The organism is Ornithinimicrobium pekingense DSM 21552 (genome assembly GCF_000421185.1).
GTDB classification, from domain to species: domain Bacteria; phylum Actinomycetota; class Actinomycetes; order Actinomycetales; family Dermatophilaceae; genus Ornithinicoccus; species Ornithinicoccus pekingensis.
The window spans coordinates 215760-236211 of record NZ_ATWJ01000013.1 but is presented as its reverse complement, the minus strand read 5'-3'; the positions used below and the strand labels follow the sequence as shown (position 1 = coordinate 236211).

At 74.3% G+C, this 20452-nt stretch carries 16 protein-coding genes and 1 tRNA gene; 12 read left to right on the top strand and 5 right to left on the bottom strand.

The window, feature by feature from the left end:
- Positions 1 to 17: 17 nt before the first annotated feature.
- A complete protein-coding gene (locus K330_RS0115420; protein WP_022922716.1) occupies positions 18 to 449 on the bottom strand; it encodes a pyridoxamine 5'-phosphate oxidase family protein in 432 nt (143 codons plus the stop codon).
- Positions 450 to 618: 169 nt separating this feature from the next.
- Between K330_RS0115420 and fdh the strand changes: the two genes are divergently transcribed.
- From fdh to K330_RS21720, 4 genes are read left to right on the top strand one after another with little or no spacing between them, the layout of a single operon-like run.
- Complete coding sequence (fdh, locus tag K330_RS21725) at positions 619 to 3996, top strand: formate dehydrogenase (protein WP_084617638.1); 3378 nt, start codon at positions 619 to 621, stop codon at positions 3994 to 3996.
- Positions 3996 to 5147, top strand: coding sequence for a 4Fe-4S dicluster domain-containing protein (locus tag K330_RS0115405; RefSeq protein WP_022922713.1), 1152 nt, complete (start codon positions 3996 to 3998; stop codon positions 5145 to 5147). Before fdh ends, K330_RS0115405 begins: the two co-directional genes overlap by 1 nt.
- Positions 5144 to 6286, top strand: a complete 1143-nt coding sequence (gene nrfD / locus K330_RS0115400) for an NrfD/PsrC family molybdoenzyme membrane anchor subunit (protein ID WP_022922712.1) — start codon at positions 5144 to 5146, stop codon at positions 6284 to 6286. Before K330_RS0115405 ends, nrfD begins: the two co-directional genes overlap by 4 nt.
- A 48-nt stretch (positions 6287 to 6334) precedes the next feature.
- Positions 6335 to 7726 (top strand): L-lactate MFS transporter, encoded by a 1392-nt coding sequence (locus tag K330_RS21720; RefSeq protein WP_022922711.1) that lies wholly within the window; start codon positions 6335 to 6337, stop codon positions 7724 to 7726.
- Here the strand turns inward: K330_RS21720 and selD are convergent.
- Positions 7694 to 8698, bottom strand: a complete 1005-nt coding sequence (selD, locus tag K330_RS0115390) for a selenide, water dikinase SelD (RefSeq protein WP_022922710.1) — start codon at positions 8696 to 8698, stop codon at positions 7694 to 7696. The two genes, K330_RS21720 and selD, sit on opposite strands and share 33 nt — an antisense overlap.
- 37 nt (positions 8699 to 8735) lie before the next feature.
- On the opposite strand from selD, the gene K330_RS0115385 reads away from it, so the two are divergent.
- The 4 genes from K330_RS0115385 to K330_RS0115370 all read left to right on the top strand — a co-directional run bounded on the left by K330_RS0115385 (position 8736) and on the right by K330_RS0115370 (position 12642).
- Positions 8736 to 8831 (top strand) — tRNA-Sec (locus tag K330_RS0115385).
- A 42-nt stretch (positions 8832 to 8873) separates the two neighbouring features.
- Positions 8874 to 10199 (top strand): L-seryl-tRNA(Sec) selenium transferase, encoded by a 1326-nt coding sequence (selA, locus tag K330_RS0115380; protein WP_022922709.1) that lies wholly within the window; start codon positions 8874 to 8876, stop codon positions 10197 to 10199.
- Positions 10196 to 12076: a SelB domain-containing protein gene (locus K330_RS0115375; RefSeq protein ID WP_029202743.1), complete on the top strand. Its 1881-nt coding sequence runs from the start codon at positions 10196 to 10198 to the stop codon at positions 12074 to 12076. Before selA ends, K330_RS0115375 begins: the two co-directional genes overlap by 4 nt.
- Positions 12073 to 12642, top strand: coding sequence for a hypothetical protein (locus K330_RS0115370; protein ID WP_022922707.1), 570 nt, complete (start codon positions 12073 to 12075; stop codon positions 12640 to 12642). The genes K330_RS0115375 and K330_RS0115370 overlap by 4 nt, the downstream gene beginning before the upstream one ends.
- Here K330_RS0115370 and K330_RS21715 read toward each other — a convergent pair.
- Both K330_RS21715 and K330_RS0115360 read right to left on the bottom strand, forming a co-directional pair.
- Positions 12597 to 13265 (bottom strand): hypothetical protein, encoded by a 669-nt coding sequence (locus K330_RS21715; RefSeq protein WP_022922706.1) that lies wholly within the window; start codon positions 13263 to 13265, stop codon positions 12597 to 12599. The genes K330_RS0115370 and K330_RS21715 overlap by 46 nt on opposite strands.
- A gap of 48 nt (positions 13266 to 13313) precedes the next feature.
- A complete protein-coding gene (locus K330_RS0115360) occupies positions 13314 to 14300 on the bottom strand; it encodes a D-2-hydroxyacid dehydrogenase (RefSeq protein WP_022922705.1) in 987 nt (328 codons plus the stop codon).
- A 63-nt stretch (positions 14301 to 14363) separates the two neighbouring features.
- Between K330_RS0115360 and K330_RS0115355 the strand changes: the two genes are divergently transcribed.
- Genes K330_RS0115355 through K330_RS0115345 form a run of 3 tightly spaced genes read left to right on the top strand, consistent with a single transcriptional unit; the run spans position 14364 to position 17591 of the window.
- Positions 14364 to 15599: a M24 family metallopeptidase gene (locus tag K330_RS0115355; RefSeq protein ID WP_022922704.1), complete on the top strand. Its 1236-nt coding sequence runs from the start codon at positions 14364 to 14366 to the stop codon at positions 15597 to 15599.
- Positions 15600 to 15651: 52 nt separating this feature from the next.
- Positions 15652 to 16884 (top strand): aminotransferase-like domain-containing protein, encoded by a 1233-nt coding sequence (locus K330_RS0115350; RefSeq protein WP_022922703.1) that lies wholly within the window; start codon positions 15652 to 15654, stop codon positions 16882 to 16884.
- Complete coding sequence (locus K330_RS0115345) at positions 16881 to 17591, top strand: GntR family transcriptional regulator (protein WP_022922702.1); 711 nt, start codon at positions 16881 to 16883, stop codon at positions 17589 to 17591. Before K330_RS0115350 ends, K330_RS0115345 begins: the two co-directional genes overlap by 4 nt.
- A 15-nt stretch (positions 17592 to 17606) precedes the next feature.
- On the opposite strand, the gene K330_RS0115340 is transcribed toward K330_RS0115345, so the two are convergent.
- The gene (locus K330_RS0115340) at positions 17607 to 19064 is read right to left on the bottom strand and encodes an NAD-dependent succinate-semialdehyde dehydrogenase (protein WP_022922701.1); all 1458 of its coding nucleotides are present in this window, start codon (positions 19062 to 19064) and stop codon (positions 17607 to 17609) included.
- Positions 19065 to 19155: 91 nt separating this feature from the next.
- On the opposite strand from K330_RS0115340, the gene K330_RS0115335 reads away from it, so the two are divergent.
- Positions 19156 to 20427, top strand: a complete 1272-nt coding sequence (locus tag K330_RS0115335; RefSeq protein WP_022922700.1) for an aspartate aminotransferase family protein — start codon at positions 19156 to 19158, stop codon at positions 20425 to 20427.
- Positions 20428 to 20452 lie beyond the last annotated feature (25 nt).

Sequence of the window (20452 nt, the reverse complement as noted above, 5' to 3'; positions counted from 1 at the left end):
TCCTCGGCAGTAGCCACCTAGTCCGGCAGCATGTGCTGCCAGGGGCGTGCCAGGTGGAACTCCCGCCCGCTCACCTCGTCGACGTCGATCGCGACCACGTTGTGCTTCTCCGAGGACACCCACGGCCGCAGCCGCAGGTTGTCCGCTGCCCTGGCCTCCTCGCCCTCGAGGATCCGCGCCTTGCCGCGCGCGATGACGCTCCAGGCGCGCTCGTCGCCGTCGTCGATGCGGTCGATCTCGAAGGCCACGTCCTCGTTCATCACGACGCCGAGCAGCTTGGAGCCCTCGGCCGTGCGGAAGACCAGCCGTCGGTCGGTGACGGCGTAGTTGACCGGTGCGATGTGGACCTCGTCGGCGAGGTGGTAGGCCATGCGGCCGAACTCCGTCGCCTCGAGCCGGGCCCAGCACTCGGCCTCGGACAGGATCTGCATGGGGCGCACCTGCTGCATGCTCCCGCCTCCTTCTCTTCGGGACGCTGGTGGCCCCATTCTACGACCATATGTCGTACGCCCGCACGGTCCGGCGGCCCCGGGTCGCCTCGGGTGGCGAACGTCGCGGGCCGGGCTACGGTATGGGCAGTCGGACGCGGACGTTCCACGACACGAGGCGGCGGTGACCATGGCACGCAAGGACTCGACCTTCCTGGGCTGGCCCGTGCTGCGGCAGCTGGCGACCGGTGACCTGCTCGGACGGGGAGCCTCGGTCACCTCACGCCGCACGCGCGAGGTGACGCCACGCACCTCCACCTCGGACCGGGTGGTCCAGAGCGTCTGCCCCTACTGCGCGGTGGGATGCGGGCAGAAGGTCTTCGTCAAGGACGAGAAGGTCGTGCAGATCGAGGGCGACCCGGACTCGCCGGTCAGCAGGGGCCGCCTGTGCCCCAAGGGCGCCGCCAGCGAGCAGCTGGTCAACAGCCCGTCCCGCCAGACGCACGTGCTCTACCGACCACCCGGCGGCACGCAGTGGCAGCGTCTCGACCGGGACACGGCGATCGACATGATCGCCGAGCGCTACCTGGAGTCCCGCCGCAACACCTGGCAGGAGCTCGACTCCAAGGGCCGCCGGGTCCGCCGGACCATGGGGATCGCCTCGCTCGGGGGAGCCACCCTCGACAACGAGGAGAACTACCTCATGAAGAAGCTGTACACGGCGTCGGGGGCGATCCAGATCGAGAACCAGGCCCGGATATGACACAGCTCCACGGTTCCCAGTCTGGGAGCCTCGTTCGGGCGCGGCGGTGCGACCCAGGCCCTGCAGGACATGGCCAACGCCGACTGCGTGGTGATCCAGGGGTCCAACATGGCCGAGTGCCACCCCGTGGGCTTCCAGTGGGTCTCTGAGGCCAAGGCCCGCGGTGCGCGCGTCATCCACATCGACCCCCGCTTCACCCGCACCTCGGCGATCGCTGACACGCACGTCCCCGTGCGGGCGGGTACCGACGTGGTCCTGCTCGGCGCGATCATCAACCACGTCCTGAGCAACGACCTGTACTTCCACGACTACGTCGTCGCCTACACCAACGCCGCGACCCTGGTCAACGAGGACTTCGTGGACACCGAGGACCTCGACGGCGTGTTCTCCGGCTACGACCCGCGCACCGGCACCTACGACAACGCCTCCTGGGCCTACGAGGCGCGGGCGGACACCGACGGCGAGATCCAGGAACCGGCCGGTGACGACGAGCCGGAGTCGCGCACGCGCGCCCGGGCCGCGGGACAGGAGCTGGGCTCGTACGGCGCCCCCCTGGAGCACGCACGCGTGGTGCGGGACGAGACCCTGCAGCACCCCCGGACCGTCTTCCAGATCCTCAAGCGGCACTACCGCCGGTACACGCCGCAGATGGTCCGCGACGTGTGCGGCATACCCGAGGAGCAGTTCTACGAGGTCGCCCGCGCGATCACGGACAACTCCGGGCGTGAGCGCACGACCTGCTTCGCCTACGCGCTGGGCTGGACCCAGCACAGCCTCGGGGCCCAGTTCATCCGCGCGGCCGCCATCCTGCAGCTGCTCATGGGCAACATGGGCCGCCCCGGCGGCGGCATCATGGCCCTGCGCGGGCACGCCAGCATCCAGGGCTCGACCGACATCCCGACGCTGTTCAACCTGCTGCCCGGCTACCTGCCGATGCCGGTGGCCGGCGAGCACGACACGCTCGAGGACTACCTGTCCCAGATCGCCTCGCCGCTGCAGAAGGGCTTCTGGACGGAGTCCCCGGCCTACACCGCCAGCCTGCTCAAGGCCTGGTTCGGCGACGCCGCCACCCCGGACAACGACTTCTGCTTCGACTACCTGCCGCGCCTGACGGGAGCCCACGGCACCTACCAGACGACCATGGCGATGCTCGACGGCGAGGTCGAGGGCTACTTCGTCGTCGGCCAGAACCCGGCGGTGGGCTCGGCCCACGCGCGGATGCAGCGGCTCGCGCTGGGCCACCTGAAGTGGCTGGTGGTCCGCGACCTCCAGCTCATCGAGACCGCCACCTTCTGGAAGGACTCCCCGGAGATCGCCACGGGCGAGGTGCGCACCGAGGACATCCAGACCGAGGTGTTCTTCCTGCCCGCGGCGACCCACGTGGAGAAGTCCGGGACGTTCACCCAGACGCAGCGGATGCTGCAGTGGCGCCACCAGGCGGTCCGGCCGCCGGGCGAGGCGCAGAGCGAGCTCGACTTCTTCTACGAGCTGGGCCGGCGGATGCGCGACAAGCTCGCCGGCTCGACGGACGAGCGCGACCGTCCGTTGCTCGACCTGACCTGGGACTACCCCCAGGACGAGCACGGCGAGGTCGACGGCGAGGCCGTCCTGCGCGAGATCAACGGTTCCCACCTGACCGGGGAGAAGGCCGGCGAGCTGCTGAGCTCCTTCACGCAGATGCGGGCCGACGGCTCGACGTCCGGCGGCTGCTGGATCTACACCGGTGTCTTCGCCGGCGGGGTCAACCGGTCGGCCAACCGGGTGCCCCGGCACGAGCAGGACGAGGTGGCCGCCCAGTGGGGCTGGGCCTGGCCGATGAACCGGCGCATCCTCTACAACCGTGCCTCGGCCGACCCGCAGGGGCGGCCCTGGAGCGAGCGCAAGAAGTACGTCTGGTGGGACGAGGAGGCGGGCCGGTGGGTCGGCAAGGACGTCCCCGACTTCCCGGTCGACCGCGACCCGTCCTTCCGCCCGGCCCCCGACGACGGTGGCCCGGCCGCCCTGGCCGGTGACGACCCGTTCATCATGCAGGCCGACGGCAAGGGCTGGCTCTTCGCGCCCAAGGGCATGGTCGACGGACCGCTGCCCACGCACTACGAGGCGCAGGAGTCGCCCGTCGACAACCCGCTCTACGCCCAGCAGCGCAACCCCAGCCGGCTGATCTTCCCGCGCAAGGACAACCTGTGGAGCCCCTCGGGCGAGGAGCCGGGCAGCGACGTCTACCCCTACGTCTTCACCACCTACCGTCTCACCGAGCACCACACGGCCGGCGGGATGAGCCGCTGGCTGCCCTACCTGTCCGAGCTGCAGCCCGAGATGTTCTGCGAGGTCTCGCCCGAGCTCGCCCAGGAGGTCGGGCTGGAGAACGGCGGGTGGGCCACGATCATCTCGGCGCGCAGCGCCATCGAGGCCCGTGTCCTGGTCACCGACCGGGTCCGCCCGCTGACGATCGCCGGCCGCACCCTGCACCAGATCGGGCTGCCCTACCACTGGGGCATCGGCCGGGACGCCGTGGTCGAGGGCGACTCCGCCAACGACCTGCTCGGCGTGGTGCTCGACCCCAACGTGCACATCCAGGAGTCCAAGGTCGCCTCCTGCGACATCCGGCCCGGGCGGCGCCCGCGCGGCGAGGAGCTGCTCCGCCTCGTCTCGGAGTACCAGTCCCGGGCGGGCACCACCGCCGCCACCGCCCACGAGCGCGTCGACGAGGTGCCGCCGGAGATGGCGCGACGCCGGGCCGCGGCGGGCGCTCCCGGGGAGACCGGCTCCACCAGCGCGACGGCCGACACGGAAGGAACGGGTTGATGGGCTACCTCGCACGCCAGCTGGCCGGGCGGACCGACCCGGCCCCCGACGCGGGCTGGCAGGAGGCTCCCGAGCGCAAGGGCTTCTTCACCGACACCTCGATCTGCATCGGGTGCAAGGCCTGCGAGGTGGCGTGCAAGGAGTGGAACGCGATCCCGCTCGACGGGCTGACCCTCAGCGCCAACTCCTACGACAACACCGGCGGGCTGGGCGCGAGCACCTGGCGGCACGTCGCCTTCGTGGAGCAGAGCCGCGAGCGGATCGCCGAGGCGCGGGAGTCGGGGCGTCGGTTGGTCGAGCTGGGGATGCCGGGGATGGGGGCGCCCCCGGCAGCCGTCGGCGGTGCCCCGGCCGGGGGCTCGCCCGCCGGCTACGGGACCCCGCCCGCCCCGGCGGACGGGCACGGCCCCGACCTGCGCGACATGCTCGCGTCCAGCACGGCGAGCCGGGCCGGCACGTCCATCGCGGCCGGCACGGCCGGCGCCTCGGGCGCGGCGAGCCCGGGGACCACCGTCGACGGCACGCCGATGGTCGGCGCCCTGCCGGACTTCCGCTGGCTCATGGCCTCCGACGTGTGCAAGCACTGCACCCACGCCGGCTGTCTCGACGTCTGCCCCACCGGTGCGCTCTTCCGCAGCGAGCACGGCACGGTGGTCGTCCAGGCCGACGTCTGCAACGGCTGCGGCTACTGCGTGGGGGCCTGCCCGTTCGGGGTCATCGAGCGGCGCACCGACGCGGCCGTCTCCGTGCGGGAGGACGGGCACGTGCCCGACGTCGGCATCGCCCAGAAGTGCACGCTGTGCTACGACCGGCTCACCGACGACCAGACGCCCGCCTGCGCCCAGACCTGCCCGACCACCTCGATCCGCTTCGGCACGCGCCAGGAGATGGTCGACATCGCCCGGGAGCGCGTGACCGAGCTGCACGAGCAGGGTTTTACCGAGGCCCGGCTCTACGGCGCCAACGACGACGACGGCGTCGGCGGCACCGGGTCGGTGTTCCTCCTGCTCGACGAGCCCGAGGTCTACGGCCTGCCGCCGGACCCGGTGGTCCCCACGGCGAAGCTGGCCGAGATGTTCCGCAAGGCCGGCCTGGCCGGGGTGGGGTTGCTCGGTGCGGCGGCGCTGGCCTTCGTCGGGAGACGCCCGTGACCACCTCGAGGTTCGACAGCTACCGCCCGCCGGAGGAGGGGGGTCGGCGCCGCCGGCGGAGCTCCGTGCGCGGCCACGCCACGGGCGCGGCCCGCGACCTGGCCCGCACCGGCCGGAGCTGGCTGAACCGGGACGGGGGAGGACGCCGCGAGGCCCCGGCGGTGCCCGACGCCGAGTTCTCCGACTACTACGGCCAGCCGGTCATCAAGCCGGTGCCCTGGAAGCACGAGATCCCGCTCTACCTCTTCCTGGGCGGCGTCGCGGCGGGCTCCGGACTCATCGCCACGGGAGCGGCGGCGACCGGCCGGCACGTGCTGCGCCGCAACAGCCGCTACACCGCGATGACCGCCGTGGTCCTCAGCGGGGCGGCCCTCGTCGCCGACCTGGGGAGGCCCGAACGCTTCCTCAACATGCTGCGCACCGTCAAGCTGACCTCGCCGATGAGCGTGGGCACCTGGATCCTGTCCGGCTACGCCGCCTTCGCCGGGGTGGCGACGGCCGCGGAGGTGGCCCGGGCGGTCGACGTGCCCGAGCGCGGCGTGCTCGGCACGGCCCAGCGCACGCTCGCGCTGATGGACGCGCCGGCGGCGGCGGGGCAGGCGCTCTTCGCCCCGCCCCTGGCCGCATACACGGCGGTGCTGCTGTCCGACACCGTCACGCCCGTCTGGTTCGAGAGCCGCTCGCAGCTGCCCTTCGTCTTCGTCGCCTCGGCCGCGATGGCCTCCGGCGGGGTGCAGATGGCGCTCAGCCCGGTGACCGAGGCCGGTCCGGCCCGACGCTTCGCCCTCATCGGGGCGGCCACCGACCTCGTCGCCATGCAGCGGCTCGAGCAGCACCTGCACGGCCTCGAGCTCGTCGAGCCGCTGGAGACCGGCAAGGCCGGCCGCACGCTGCGCCTGGCCAGGCTCCTGACCGTCGCCGGCGGCCTCGGCACCCTGCTGGCCGGCCGCAGCCGCCTGGTGTCGGTGGCCTCCGGGGTCGCCCTCGCCGCCGCGTCGGCGCTCACCCGCTTCGGCGTCGTCGAGGCCGGTATGGAGTCCGCGCGCGACCCCCGCTACACCGTCGGTCCCCAGAAGCGCCGCCTGGAGCAGCGCCGGGCCCAGGGTGCCGTCCACGACAGCATCGTCACCGTCCGGTAACCCCGGTCCGGCCGCCACGGCCTCCGGTCCGCCCACCCAGGAGATGGCATGAGCGACGCGAGCGACACCCCCTCCGGACATCGTTGGCTGGTCCTCGCCGGCGGGGTGCTGGTCCAGCTGGCGATCGGTGCCGTCTACGCCTGGAGCACCTTCGCCAAGGCCCTCCAGTCCGAGGCGTCGGCCTTCGAGCTGAGCAAGGTGCAGGCCGCCATCCCCTTCGAGGTCGCGATCGGGATGATCTTCGTCGGGACCTTCCTCGGCGGGCGCCTGCAGGACCGGCGGGGCCCCCGCCCGGTCGCGCTCGCCGGCGTGACGGTCTACTCCGGGGGCATCATGCTGGCCAGCCTCGCCCGCGACGCGGGCGACCTGTGGCTGCTCATCCTCGGGTATGGCGTGCTCGGCGGGGTCGGCCTCGGGCTGGCCTACATCGTCCCGATCTCGATGCTGCAGAAGTGGTTCCCGGACAAGCGGGGCCTGATCACCGGCATCGCCGTGGGCGGTTTCGGCTTCGGCGCGGTCATCACCTCGCCGCTGGCGCAGGCGATGATCGGGGCCAGCGAGGACTACCAGCGCTATCCCACCAAGGTGTTCCTGTGGCTGGGGCTGGCCTACCTCGTGGCCGGGCTGCTGGGTGCGTCGGTGTTTCGCGACCCGCCGCAGGGCTACCGCGTGGGTGCCGAGCCCGCGGACGAGTCTGCGGACGAGTCGTCCGGTGCCGAGGAGGAGACCGAGACGGAGGCCGAGCCGGTGGGTGCCGGGCACGACTACACGCAGCAGGAGGCGATGCGCACGCCGCAGTGGTACCTGCTCACGCTCATCCTCACCGTGTCGGTCACCGCCGGCATCTCCTTCGTCTCGATCGCCGCCGGCACGGCTACCGACGTCGCCGGGTTCAGCGCCGCCGGGGCCGCGACGCTGGTCGGGGTGATGGGGTTGTTCAACGGAGCAGGGCGCATCCTGTGGGCCGCGATCTCCGACCGGATCGGGCGGCGACCGGCGTTCCTGGGGATCCTGGGGCTGCAGGGCCTGGCGCTGCTGGCCATCCCGCACACCTCCGACGTGGTGCTTTTCTGCGTTCTCGCGGCCGTGATCTACCTCTGCTACGGCGGCGCCTTCGGCACCCTGCCCTCCACCGCCAGCGACTTCTTCGGGGTCCGGTACTCGGGGGCCATCTACGGGCTCATGCTCATCGGCTGGTCGATCGGCGGGGTCGCCGGTCCGCTGCTCATCTCCTGGCTCGTCGGCGACGACCAGGCCTACACGCTGGGCTTCACCGTCGTCGGCATCCTCGCCCTGGTCGGCGTCGCCCTGCCCCTGGTCACGCGTCCGCCCCGGCGGGACACCGCGCCCGAGGAGAGCACGCCCGAGGAGAGCACGCCCGCACGGACCACGTCCGCGACCGGGCGCTCACGCGACCTGGAGGAGGACCCCCTGCCCTAGCGCTCCGGCGGGCAGCGTCTCGCCGACGACCGGCGCCCCGGGCACCTCGCCCACGACGAGCAGGCCGCCGGAGGTCTGGGCGTCGGCGAGGAGGACGAGCTCGTCCTCGTCGACACCGGGCGCCGTGGCCAGGTGGGGCCGCACCCAGTCCAGGTTGCGCCGGGAGCCGCCCGGGACGTGCCCGGCCGCGAGCGCCTGCCGGGCACCGTCCAGGTAGGGCACGGCCGCGGCGTCGACCCGTGCGCTCACCCCGGAGGCGCGGCACATCTTGAACAGGTGGCCCAGCAGCCCGAAGCCGGTGACGTCGGTGGCCGCCCGCACCCCCGCCGCCAGCGCGGCGAGCGCGGCCTCCCGGTTGAGCGACGCCATGCTCTCCACCGCCTCGGGGCTGACCTCGCCGGTGGCCTTGGCGCGGTTGTTGAGCACGCCCACGCCGAGGGGCTTGGTCAGGCTGATCGGCAGCCCGGCCCGGGCGGCGTCGTTGCGCATGAGACGGTCGGGGTCGGCGGTGCCGGTGACCGCCATCCCGTAGAGCGGCTCGGGGGCGTCGATGCTGTGGCCGCCGATCACCGGGCAGCCGGCCGAGCTCGCGACGTCCAGACCGCCCTGCAGCACCGCGCGCAGCAGGTCGGGACCCAGGCTCTCGCGCGGCCAGCCGACGAGGTTGATCGCCATCACCGGGGTGCCGCCCATGGCGTAGATGTCCGACAGGGCGTTGGCGGCCGCGATCCGGCCCCAGTCGTAGGGGTCGTCCACGACCGGCGTGAAGAAGTCGGCGGTGGACAGCACCGCCACGCCGCCCTCGATGCGGACGGCTGCCGCGTCGTCGCCGTCGTCCAGGCCGACGAGGACGTCGGCCCCTCCCGGGCGAGCGCCCCGCAGACCGGCCACCAGGTCCTCCAGCTCACCGGCGGGGATCTTGCAGGCGCACCCGCCGCCGCGGGCCAGCTGGGTCAGACGGGTGGGTGGCATGCGCCCACCTTAGGCTCGGGTGTCTAGGCTGGCCCCTGGAGGCGTCAGGGTTCCTGGTGGGCCCCCCGGTCTTCAACACCGGTGAGGCCGAGCATCTCGGTCTGGCGGGTTCGATTCCCGTCCGCCTCCGCCAGCTGCGGGGCGAGGACGCCCCGGGACGGAAAGGGAGCGCACGGTGAGCCAGAGCGACCCGCGCCGGGCGATCGCCCGCACCGACGTGCTCCTCGCGAGCCCGCCCCTGGCCGCGGCGGCCGCCCGGCTGGGGCGGTCGTCGGTCCGGGCCGCGGTGGCCGGTGCCCAGGACCGGGCCCGCCGTGGAGAGATCGACCCCGAGGAGGTCGCGGCCGCCGCGCTCGCCGCCCTCCCCGCCCGCGCGTCCTCCCTCACGCCGGTGCTCAACGCCACCGGCGTGGTCGTCCACACCAACATCGGCCGCGCGCCGCTGTCGCGTGCGGCGGTCGAGGCGGTGCTCGACGCCACCGGCTACGTCGACGTCGAGCTGGACCTGTCCACGGGGGCGCGTGGCCGACGCGGCACGGGAGCGCTCGCGGCGCTGCGCGAGGCGGTGCCCGCGGCGCAGGACGCCCTCGTGGTCAACAACGGCGCCGCCGCCCTGGTCCTGGCCACCACCGCGCTCGCCGCCGGTCGCGAGGTCGTCGTGTCCCGGGGCGAGATGGTCGAGATCGGCGACGGGTTCCGGCTGCCCGACCTCATCGCCTCCACCGGGGCGCGGCTGCGCGAGGTCGGCACCACCAACCGCACCCACCGCCAGGACTACGCCGACGCGGTGGGAGCGGACACCGGGTGCGTGCTCAAGGTGCATCCCAGCAACTTCCGCGTCGAGGGCTTCGTCTCCGCCGCCGGGCTGGCCGAGCTGCGCGACCTGCGGCGCCCCGACGGCACCCGGGTGCCCGTCGTCGCCGACATCGGCTCCGGCCTGCTCGCGCCCGACCCGGTGCTGCCGCAGGAGCCGGACGCGGCCACCGCCCTGCGCGACGGCGCCACGATCGTCACCGCCAGCGGTGACAAGCTGCTCGGCGGCCCCCAGGCGGGGCTGGTCCTGGGCGAGCAGGCGACCGTGCAGCAGCTGCGCCGGCACCCGCTGGCGCGGGCGCTGCGCGTCGACAAGCTCACGCTGGCCGCGCTCGAGGCCACCGTGCGCACGGCCGCGAGCCCCGTCCGCGAGGCGCTGCACGCCACGGCCGAGGAGCTGCGGCCCCGGGCCGAACGCCTCGCCCGCGCGCTCGGACGCGACGTCGTCCCCGTCGAGGGGCGGGTCGGAGGAGGGGGCGCGCCGGGTGTCCCGCTGCCCGGCTGGGCCGTGGAGCTGCCGGTGGAGACGGTCGAGCGGCTGCGCCGGCCCGCGAGCCCGGACGTGCCGGTCGTCCTGGCGCGGGTCGAGGACGGGCGCGGCCTGGTCGACGTGCGCTGCATACCTCCGGACCGGGACGACGACCTGCTGCGCGCGCTGCGCGAGGCGCTGGGGACGACCGGGGTATGAGGCGGGTGCTCGCCACCGCCGGGCACGTCGACCACGGCAAATCGACGCTCGTGCAGGCGCTGACCGGGCGCGACCCCGACCGGCTCGCGGCCGAGAAGGAGCGGGGCCTGACGATCGAGCTCGGCTTCGCCTGGACGCGGCTGCCCGGCGGTGCCGACGTGGCGTTCGTCGACGTGCCGGGGCACCAGCGGTTCGTCGGCAACACCCTGGCCGGCCTGGGACCGGCGCCGGCGGTCGTGTTCGTCGTCGCGGCCGACCAGGGCTGGCAGGCGCAGAGCGAGGAGCACCTCGCGGCGGTCCGCGCGCTCGGCATCACCGACGGCCTGCTCGTCCTCACCCGGGCCGACCTCGCCGAGGCGCGGCGGGCCGAGGAGGTCCGGGCCGAGGCGACCCGCCGCCTGGCAGCGGCGGGGCTCGACGTTCCCGGCGAGCTGGTGTCGGCGCGCACGGGAGCGGGTATGGAGCAGCTGCGGGCGGCCCTCGACGCGCTGGTGGCCCGCCTGCCGGCGCCGGACCCGCACGCCCCGGTGCGGCTGTGGTGCGACCGGTCCTTCACGGTCCAGGGGGCCGGGACCGTCGTCACCGGCACCCTGGGGGCAGGGACCCTGTCCGTCGGCGACACCCTCACCCTGGTGTCCGGCGACCGCGTGCGCGAGGTGGTCGTCCGTGGGCTGCACAGCGGTGACGTCGGACGCGAGGCCGTGGGGCCGGTGTCCCGGGTGGCGGTCAACCTGCGCCGCACCGACACCGAGGAGGTCGGCCGCGAGTCCGTGCTCACGACCCCCGGGGCCTTCGCGTCGGCGCGTGCCGTCGATGTCGGCCTCACCCCGGTCAGCGCCGGGGAGCCGGGTGCTCGGCCCGGGACGGACGGCGGTCCTCCGGAGCATCTCGTGCTGCACGTGGGAACGGCCGACCACCCCGTGCGGCTGCGCCCCCTCGGGCCGGGGTACGCCCGGCTGTCGCTCCCCCTCGCCCTGCCGTGGCACGTCGGCGACCGCGCCGTCCTGCGCGACCCGGGCACCCGCCGGCTGTGGTCGGCGCGCGTTCTCGACGTGGACCCGCTCCCGCTGCGCCGCCGCGGCGCGGCCCGCACCCGCGCCGAGTCACTCGCGGCCGCCGACGCAGGGAGGGCAGGGGATGCGGCCACGACGGCCCTCGCCGACCTGCGGCTGCGGTCCCGCTCGGCCGAGCACCCGACGGTCCTGCGGCGTCTCGGGCTGGGCGACCCCTCCACCGGCCAGCGGGTGGAGGGCTGGTGGGTCGACCCCGGGGCAGTGGAGGTCTGGTCGGACCGGGCGGGGCGCGCGGTGCGGGCGCACCACGAGGAGCAGCCGTTGAGCGCGGGGATGCCGCTCGCCGGGGTGGCGCACGCCCTGGACCTGCCGGGGCACCTGCGACCCGTCTCGGCCGGCGGGTCCCTACCGGACGACCTGGCGCCCCCGGAGGCCGACCTGGTGCGCCACGTCGCCGCGCACGCCGGCCTGACGGTGGCGGGCGGACGGGTCTGCGTCCCCGAGGCGGGCGGCCTCGGCCCCGCGGAGGCGGGGGTCGCCGAGCTCGAGGCTCGGCTGCGCGCCACCCCCTTCGCCGCGCCGGAGCGTGACGACCTGGCGCGGCTGGGCCTGGGCCCGGTCGAGCTGGCGGCAGCGGCCCGGCTCGGGAGGCTGGTCCGCCTGCCCGACGACGTCGTGCTCCTGCCCGACGCCCCCGCGCGTGCCATGCGCGAGCTGGCGGCGCTCGACCAGCCGTTCACGCTGAGCGCCGCACGGCAGGCCCTCGGGACGACCCGCCGGGTCGCGGTCCCCCTGCTGGAGCACCTGGACCAGCGCGGCTGGACGCGACGTCTGGACGGCCGCCTGCGTCAGGTGGTGCGGTGAGCGCCCCGCACGCCGTGGAGTGGCGGTATGCCGCGGCCGGGCTCGGGTGGGGCGTGGCCGTCGGCGCGGCCACCGGGCTGCTCTGCGGGCTGGGCTGGGCCGCGGTGGCGCTGGCGGGTGGAGGGGTCGACGGCGGTCGGGTGGTCGAGCGGGCCAGCCTGCTCCTCGGAGCACCGGTGCTCGGCCTGCTCCTCGGCGCGACGCTCGGCGGGGTGGTGGGCACTCCCGGCGGCCTGGTCAACGCGGTGCTGCAGCCGCGGCTGCGCAGCGACCGCGTTGCCTGGTGGTCGTCGTGGGCGGTCGCGACCCTCACCGCCGCGCTGGGCGTGGCCCTGGTCGTCGGGTGGCAGCTGGCGCGCGACGTCGTGGACCCGGGGCCTGGCGGCGTGCGCGCGCAGGGGGCGGCCGCCGGTGCGCTGGCGCTCGTTCCGGCCCTGCTCGGGGGCTGGCTGACGGCGCGCACGGGCCGGCTGCTGCGCAGGCGTCGGAGCGCAGCGCACCTTCGTGGGCCGCACGACCGTCAGGACGCCTCGACGGCGGCCTGCTCGTCCGAGCGCAGGAAGTAGGCGCCCACGGTCCCGGCGAGGGTGCCGAAGACCACGACCGACACGACGCCCAGGAACAGCTCGGTCAGGCGGGCGACCAGGTCGTCCGGGGCCAGCGGCTCGCCGGTGACCGCGCCCAGCGCGGTGGCGTGCAGCGCCTCGGCGAAGGTCGCGAAGTCGCTGAAGGCGTAGAGCAGCTGGCTGACCGACAGCACGGTGATCGACCACAGCGAGAGCAGCCAGCCGAGCCGTCCGCGCAGCACGGAGGCGGCCGAGCGGGTGCCCCGGACGGCGCCCGACAGGACCCGGCCCGTGCGCAGGAAGCGCGCGGCCCGGACCAGCCGGAAGACGCGCAGGAACGGCAGCAGGATGAAGGCGATCTGCCACCAGTTGCGCCGCAGGAACCGGCCGGTGTGCGGGGCCACGACGGCCCGGGCCACGAACTCGGCGGCGAACACCGCCCACAGCACCCACCCCAGCACGCTGAGCGCCGCGGAGAGACGCGAGCCCGGCAGGCTGAGCTGCTCACCGAGGATGAGCAGCACGAAGATGATGCCCAGGGCGCTCATCAGCGGGGTCAACCGGTCGAGGAGCTCCTGGGCGAGGTGCTCGCGCTGCTCCGCCGGCCGGTCCAGGACTCTCATGCGTCCGGTCTACCCGAACGTCCGCGGCGGTGCAGCGCGGAGGTGGGCTCAGGCACCAGCCGTCGACACGTAGCCGAGCTGCTTGTCCACGACGTTGAGCAGCGGGCTGCCGTCGAGCCAGCGGGCGGCGTTGTCGACGAACTGCCGTGCCAGCGCGTCACGCCAGCCGACGACGTCGCCGGACATGTGCGCCGACACGACCACCCCGGGGGTGTCCCACAGGGGTGAGCCCGGAGGCAGCGGCTCGGTCGCGAACACGTCGAGGGTGGCGCCGTCCAGCGCGCCGGCACGCAGCGCGGCCAGCAGGTCCTCCTCGACCACCGTCGCCCCACGCCCGACGTTGACCAGGTGGGCGTGGGCGGGCAGGGCCGCCAGCACCCTCGCGTCCAGGAGGCCGTGCGTGGCCGGGGTCAGCGGGGCGGCGTTGACCAGGTAGTCGACGTCGACCACGTGATCGGCCAGGTCGGCGCTGGCCACGACCGGGCCGAGGTCGGGGTCCGGCTCGGGACGGGCCCGGCTGCCGGCGGCGACCACCTCCATCCCCACGGCACGCAGCAGCCGGGCGGTCTCCCGCCCGATGGCGCCGGTCCCCACGACCATCACCCGTGCGCCCTGCACCCGCCGGGTCTCGCGGTGCCGCCATCGCCGCTCGCGCTGCAGGTCGTGGCTCTCGTGGACGCGCTTGGCGTGCGCCAGCACGGCCCCGAGGACGAACTCGGCGATCGGGCGGTCAAAGATCCCGCGGGCGTTGGTCACGACGACGTCGGAGGCGCGCAGCTCCTCGAAGAGCAGGGTGTCCACGCCGGCGGCCGCGACGTGGACCCACCGCAGGCGGTCGGCCCGCGGCCAGACGTCCTGCACCGCGCGGGAGAAGAAGTCCCACAGCAGCAGCGCGTCGGCACCGGCGATCGCCTCCGCCAGCCCCTCCTCGTCCGTCGGGCGCAGCTCGGCCCGCCCGGCCAGCTGCTCCAGGTGCGGCGGCACGTCGTCCACGGTGGCGCACAGCACGGCGATGACGGGGCGGCTGGTGCTCACCCGGTCAACGTAGGAAGGGGGTGTCTTATTGTCAACAATCCTCCCCGTGAGGCACGATGCAGCATGACCACCTCCGGCGGGGAGCTGATGGAGCGGGAGAGCATCCGCTCCCGGCCGTTCCCGGTGCCCGAGTACCTCGAGCGGCTGGCGCGGGTGCAGGAGGCGATGGCGCGCAGCGACCTGTCGGCCCTCGTCGTGGCCGACCCGGCCAACCTGTACTACCTCACCGGCTACAACGCCTGGTCGTTCTACATGCCGCAGTGCCTCGTCGTGCCGGTGCGCGGCGAGCCGCACCTGTTCATGCGGGAGATGGACGCGCAGGGTGCCCACTACACCGCATACCTGCCCGTGGAGCAGATCCACGGCTATCCCGAGGACCTGGTGCACCGCCCCGACCGGCACCCCTTCGACTGGATCGGCCGGCAGGCGGTCGAGCTGGGGGTGCTCGAGGACACCCCGTCCGCCCGGGTCGGCGTCGAGACCGATGCTCCGTACTTCTCCGTGCGCAGCCACCTGGCGCTGCGGGCCCAGCTGGCCAGCGCCGAGCTCGTCGACAGCCACGAGCTGGTCAACTGGGTGCGGGTCGTGAAGTCGCCGCTGGAGCAGGACAAGCTGCGCGTCGCCGGGGAGATCGCCCAGAACGTCATGCGGATCGCCCTCGAGCACGTCGAGCCGGGCCGGCGCCAGTGCGACGTCGTCGCGCAGATCCAGTACGCCCAGGCCCTCGGCGCGCGCAAGCTCGGCGGCGACTACCCGGCCATCGTGCCGATGCTGCCGACGGGGGAGACCGCCGGCACGCCGCACCTGACCTGGAGCGACCTGCCCCTGCGCCCCGGGGAGGCGACCACCGTCGAGCTCGCCGGGGTCTACCACCGCTACCACGTGCCGCTCGCCCGCACGGTCAGCCTGGGCCCGCCCCCGGCCGAGCTGCGCCGGTGCGCCGACGCGGTGACCGAGGGGCTGCGCGCCGCCCTGGAGGAGCTGCGGCCCGGGTCGACCGGCCACCGCGTGCAGGCCGCCTTCGCCGACGCGGTCGGCCGGCACGGCTACGTCAAGGGCTCCCGGGTGGGCTACTCGATCGGGGTCGGCTACCCGCCCGACTGGGGCGAGCGCACGATCAGCCTGCGCTCGGGCGACCTCACCCGGCTCCAGCGGGGTATGGCGTTCCACGTCATCCTCGGCATGTGGATGGAGGGCTGGGGCTACGAGCTGTCCGAGCCGGTCCTCGTCGGCACCGGCCCGGACGGTGCCGTCGAGCGGCTGGCCCCCCTGCCCCAGGACCTCGTGGTCAAGGACTGACCCGGCGCAGACCCCGTACCCGCACGCACGCACCCGACGAGAGGCCACGAACGTGAGCGCACCACCCAGCACGACCTCCACGCTGCCCCTGGCGGCCCGCGCCGCAGGGCTGGTGGGCTCGGTGATCGACTCCAGCACCTCGCTGCTGGCCACGCGCACCCACGACATCGTGCGCTTCGCCATGGGCAGCCCGGCGCCCGAGGCCATCCCGACGCAGACCCTGGCCGAGGTCGGGCGGGAGACGATCGGTGCCGGCGCCGCGGACGCCTTCGACTACGCCGCGACCGAGGGTGACCCCGCACTGCGCGAGGCGCTGCTCGGCGCGCTCGCGGGCACGGGCGACGCGACCACCGCCGAGCGGCTGACCATCACCAGCGGCGGGATGCAGGGCCTGGACCTGGCCTGCAAGCTCTTCGTCGACCCCGGTGACCTCGTCGCCGTGGAGTCGCCGACCTACACCAACGGCAGCGGGACGGCGCTGTCCTACCAGGCCCGGCTGCTGGAGGTGCCCGTCGACGGCGAGGGGATGGTCGTCGAGGAGCTGCGGTCGCTGGGTGAGCGGCACGGCCGTCCCAAGGCGATCTACACCGTCCCGACCTTCCAGAACCCCTCGGGCGCCACCATGTCGGAGCAGCGGCGCGGGCAGCTGCTGGAGCTGGCGCGCGAGTGGGGCAGCGTGGTCGTCGACGACGACCCCTACGGCCTGCTGCGCTTCGCCGGCGAGGACGTGCTGACGCTGCACCAGCTGGCCGACGGTGACCCGCTGGTCTTCTCCGTGCGGACCTTCTCCAAGATCATCGCGCCGGGGCTGCGGGTGGGGTGGGTCGACGCCGACCCCTCGCTGCAGCCGGTGCTGATCAGCGCCAAGCAGGCGATGGACACCTGCACCAACCTGCCGATGCAGCGGCTCGTCGCCGGCTTTCTGCGGGGAGGGCACCTCGCCGAGCACCTGGCCACGCAGCGGGAGCGCTACCGGCTGCGCAAGGAGGCGATGCAGGAGGCGCTCGGGGAGCACTTCGCCGACCTCGCCCGGTGGACCGACCCCGAGGGCGGGTTCTTCCTGTGGGTCACCCTCGAGGAGCCCGTCGACACCCAGGCGCTCTTCGAGGTCGCGCTCGACGAGGGGGTGGCCTTCATCCCGGGCAACGCCTTCTCCCCCGAGGGCCGCTTCCCCCACGCGCTGCGGCTGTGCTTCGCGTCCACGGCGCCGGAGCGCATCCACGAGGGGGTGCGGCGGCTGCGGGTCGCCGTCGACCGGGTGCGGGCAGGGTCGGAGGGCCGGTGAGCCCGCGCGCCGCGACCCCGTCGGCCGCCGTGCTCGAGCCGCTGGTCCAGGAGTCGACGCCCTCACGGATCGCCGCGCTGGTGCGTGCGGCCATCGCCAGCGGGGACTTCCCGCCGGGCGCCCAGCTCTTCGAGGCCGACCTGGCACGCCAGCTGGGTGTCAGCCGCGGGCCCCTGCGCGAGGGGCTGCAGCGGCTCGCCCAGGAGGGGTTGCTCGTCTCGGTCCGCAACCGCGGCCTCTTCGTCGTCGAGCTGACCCCCGAGCACGTGCGCGACATGTACCTCGCGCGCGCGGCGATCGAGCGCTGCGCCGCCGACGTCCTGGTCCGGGGGGACCACGTCGCCGCGGCCGACGCGCTCGGCACGGCGCTGGAGGAGATGGCCCGGGCCGCCGAGGCCGGGGACTCCCGCGGCGTCGCCGAGGCCGACATCCGCTTCCACGAGACCCTCGTGGGGCTCACCGGCAGCCAGCGCCTGCGCCGCGTGCACGAGACCCAGGCGGCCGAGGCCCGGATCTGCATCCATGCGCTCGGCAGCACCTACGCCCACGACGTGCTGCGGGTGGAGGAGCACCGCGCCATCGTCCAGGCGCTGCGGGACGGCGACGGCGAGCTGCTCGACCGGCTCCTGGTGGCGCACATGGAGGACGCCGTCACCGAGCTCGTCGAGCTCAGCGAGCGGGCGCTCGACCGGGAGGGGGCCGGCTGAGAGAGCCGTGGCTCCTCAGTCGGGCATCGAGATGCTGACGTACTTGGTCTCCAGGTACTCGTCGATGCCCGTCGGCCCGCCCTCGCGGCCCAGGCCGGACTCCTTCACGCCGCCGAAGGGGGCGTAGGGGTTGGAGACCACCCCCTGGTTGAGCCCGACCATGCCGCTCTCGATCGCCTCGGCCGTGCGCAGCGCCCGACGCAGGTCCTGGGTGTAGACGTAGGCGACCAGGCCGTAGGGGGTGTCGTTGGCCAGCCGCACCGCCTCCTCCTCGGTGCTGAACGGGGTGAGCGGGGCCACCGGGCCGAAGATCTCCTCCGCTGACATCCGGGCGTCGGTCGGCACCCCGGTGAGCACGGTCGGCGGGTAGAAGAAGCCGGGCCCCTCGCCCGGCTCGCCCCCGCACAGGACCGTGGCGCCGCGTTCCACGGCGTCGGCCGTCAGCGTCGTCACCTTCTCCAGGGCCGCCTCGTCGATGAGCGGGCCGACGTCGACGCCCTCGTGGGTGCCGTCGCCCACGGTGAGCGCCCCCATCCGGCGGGCCAGCCGCGCGCCGAACTCCTCGATCACCGACTCCTGGACGTAGATCCGGTTGGCCGCGGTGCACGCCTCGCCCATGTTGCGCATCTTGGCCGCCATCGCCCCGGTCACCGCCTCGTCGAGGTCGGCGTCCTCGAAGACCACGAAGGGGGCGTTGCCCCCGAGCTCCATCGAGGTGCGCAGGACCGTCCCGGCGCACTGCTCGAGCAGGATCTTGCCCACCCGCGTCGACCCGGTGAAGGACAGCTTGCGGGCCAGACCGGAGCGGATGAGCGGCTCCATGACCCCGCCGGAGTCGGTGGCGGTCACGCAGTTGACGACACCGTCGGGCAGCCCGGCCTCGCGCAGGATGTCGACGAAGGCGAGCATCGACAGCGGGGTCTGGTGGGCGGGCTTGATCACGCTGGTGCAGCCGGCCGCGATCGCCGGGGCGATCTTGCGGGTGCCCATCGCCATCGGGAAGTTCCACGGGGTGATGAGCAGGCAGGGGCCGACCGGCTGACGGGTGACCAGCATCCGGGCCCCGCCCTGCGGCGCCACCTGGTAGCCCCCGTCGATGCGCAGCGCCTCCCCGGCGAAATGCCGCAGGAACTCCGCGGCGTAGCTGATCTCGCCGCGCGCCTCGGCCAGCGGCTTGCCCATCTCGGTGGTCATCAGCAGGGCCAGGTCGTCGGCCCGCTCGTGCAGCAGACCGAAGGCGGTCATGAGGATCTCGTGACGCTCCAGGGGCGTGGTCCGGGCGAACCCGGGCTGGGCCGCGACGGCGGCCTCCAGGGCGGCGCGCCCGTCCTGGGGCGTGGCGTCGGCGACCTCGCGGACCACCTCGCCGGTGGCCGGGTTGACGACCTCGAACGTCGCCCCTCCCGTGGCGTCGACCCACCTCCCCGCGACGAAGAGCTGGGAGGGGACGGTGCTGACGACGGTGGGGGTCATGGCGGAAACCGCTCCTTCTCGAGGGCCGGGCAGGGACGTCAGATGGGATACGGTGATTGTCGACAATCTACCAACGCTGGAGGTGTGTGGCATGGCGACGACGTTGTCCCCGGTGCTCAGGCAGGCCACAGGGGTCGTGGCGGCGCGCGGCGAGGGTGCGCTGATCTTCGACGAGGAGGACCGGCGCTACCTCGACTTCACCGCGGGGATCGGCGTCACCAGCACGGGCCACTGCCATCCGCGGGTGGTCGCGGCCGCCCAGGAGCAGGTGGGGCGGATTATCCACGCGCAGTACACCACCGTGATGCACCGGCCGCTGCTGACGCTGGTGGAGCGGATGGGCGAGGTGCTCCCGGCGGGGCTCGACCGCATGTTCTTCGCCAACTCCGGCTCCGAGGCGGTCGAGGCGGCGCTGCGGCTCGTGCGGCAGGCGACCGGGCGGCCCAACGTCGTCGCCTTCCACGGCGGCTTCCACGGCCGCACGGTCGCGGCCGCGTCGATGACCAGCTCGGGCACGCGGTTCCGCGCCGGGTTCGCCCCCCTCATGGCGGGCGTGCACCTGGCGCCCTTCCCCAACCCCACCCACTACGGGTGGACCCAGGAGGAGGCCACCCGGTTCGCGCTGCGCGAGCTCGACCACCTGCTGCAGACCGTCAGCGCCCCCGCAGACACGGCGGCCTTCGTCGTCGAGCCGGTCCTGGGTGAGGGCGGCTACGTCCCGGCGTCCACCGAGTTCCTCGCCGGCCTGCGCGAGCGGGCCGACCGGCACGGCATCCTGCTGGTGGTGGACGAGGTGCAGACCGGGTGGGGCCGCACGGGCCGGTTCTGGGGTCACGACCACTTCGACGGCCGGCCGGACGTGCTCGTCACGGCCAAGGGCCTGGCCTCCGGCTTCCCGCTGTCGGGCATCGCCGCCTCCGAGGAGCTGATGAGCCGCGCCTGGCCGGGCTCGCAGGGCGGGACCTACGGCGCCAACGCCGTCGCCTGCGCCGCGGCCGTGGCCACGCTCGAGGTGATCCAGGGGGAGGGCCTGGTCGACAACGCAGCGGTGCGGGGCGAGCAGCTGCGCGCCGGGCTGGAGAAGGTCGCGGCCGACGACCCCCGGATCACCGACGTGCGCGGGCTGGGGTTGATGCTCGGCGCGGAGTTCCGCGACGTCGACGGCGAGCCCGACGCCGCCACGGCCGCAGCGGCGCAGCAGGAGGCCGCCCGGCGCGGGCTGCTGCTGCTCACCTGCGGGGCGTGGGGCCAGGTGGTCCGCTTCATCCCGGCGCTCGTCGTCGACGAGGCGCTCGTGGCCGAGGCCCTGGGCATCTGGCGCGAGTCGGTGGCTGCGGTCGGGGTCGCTCCGGCCGGGAGCTGACGTCCGCCGTCGCACTCACGACGCC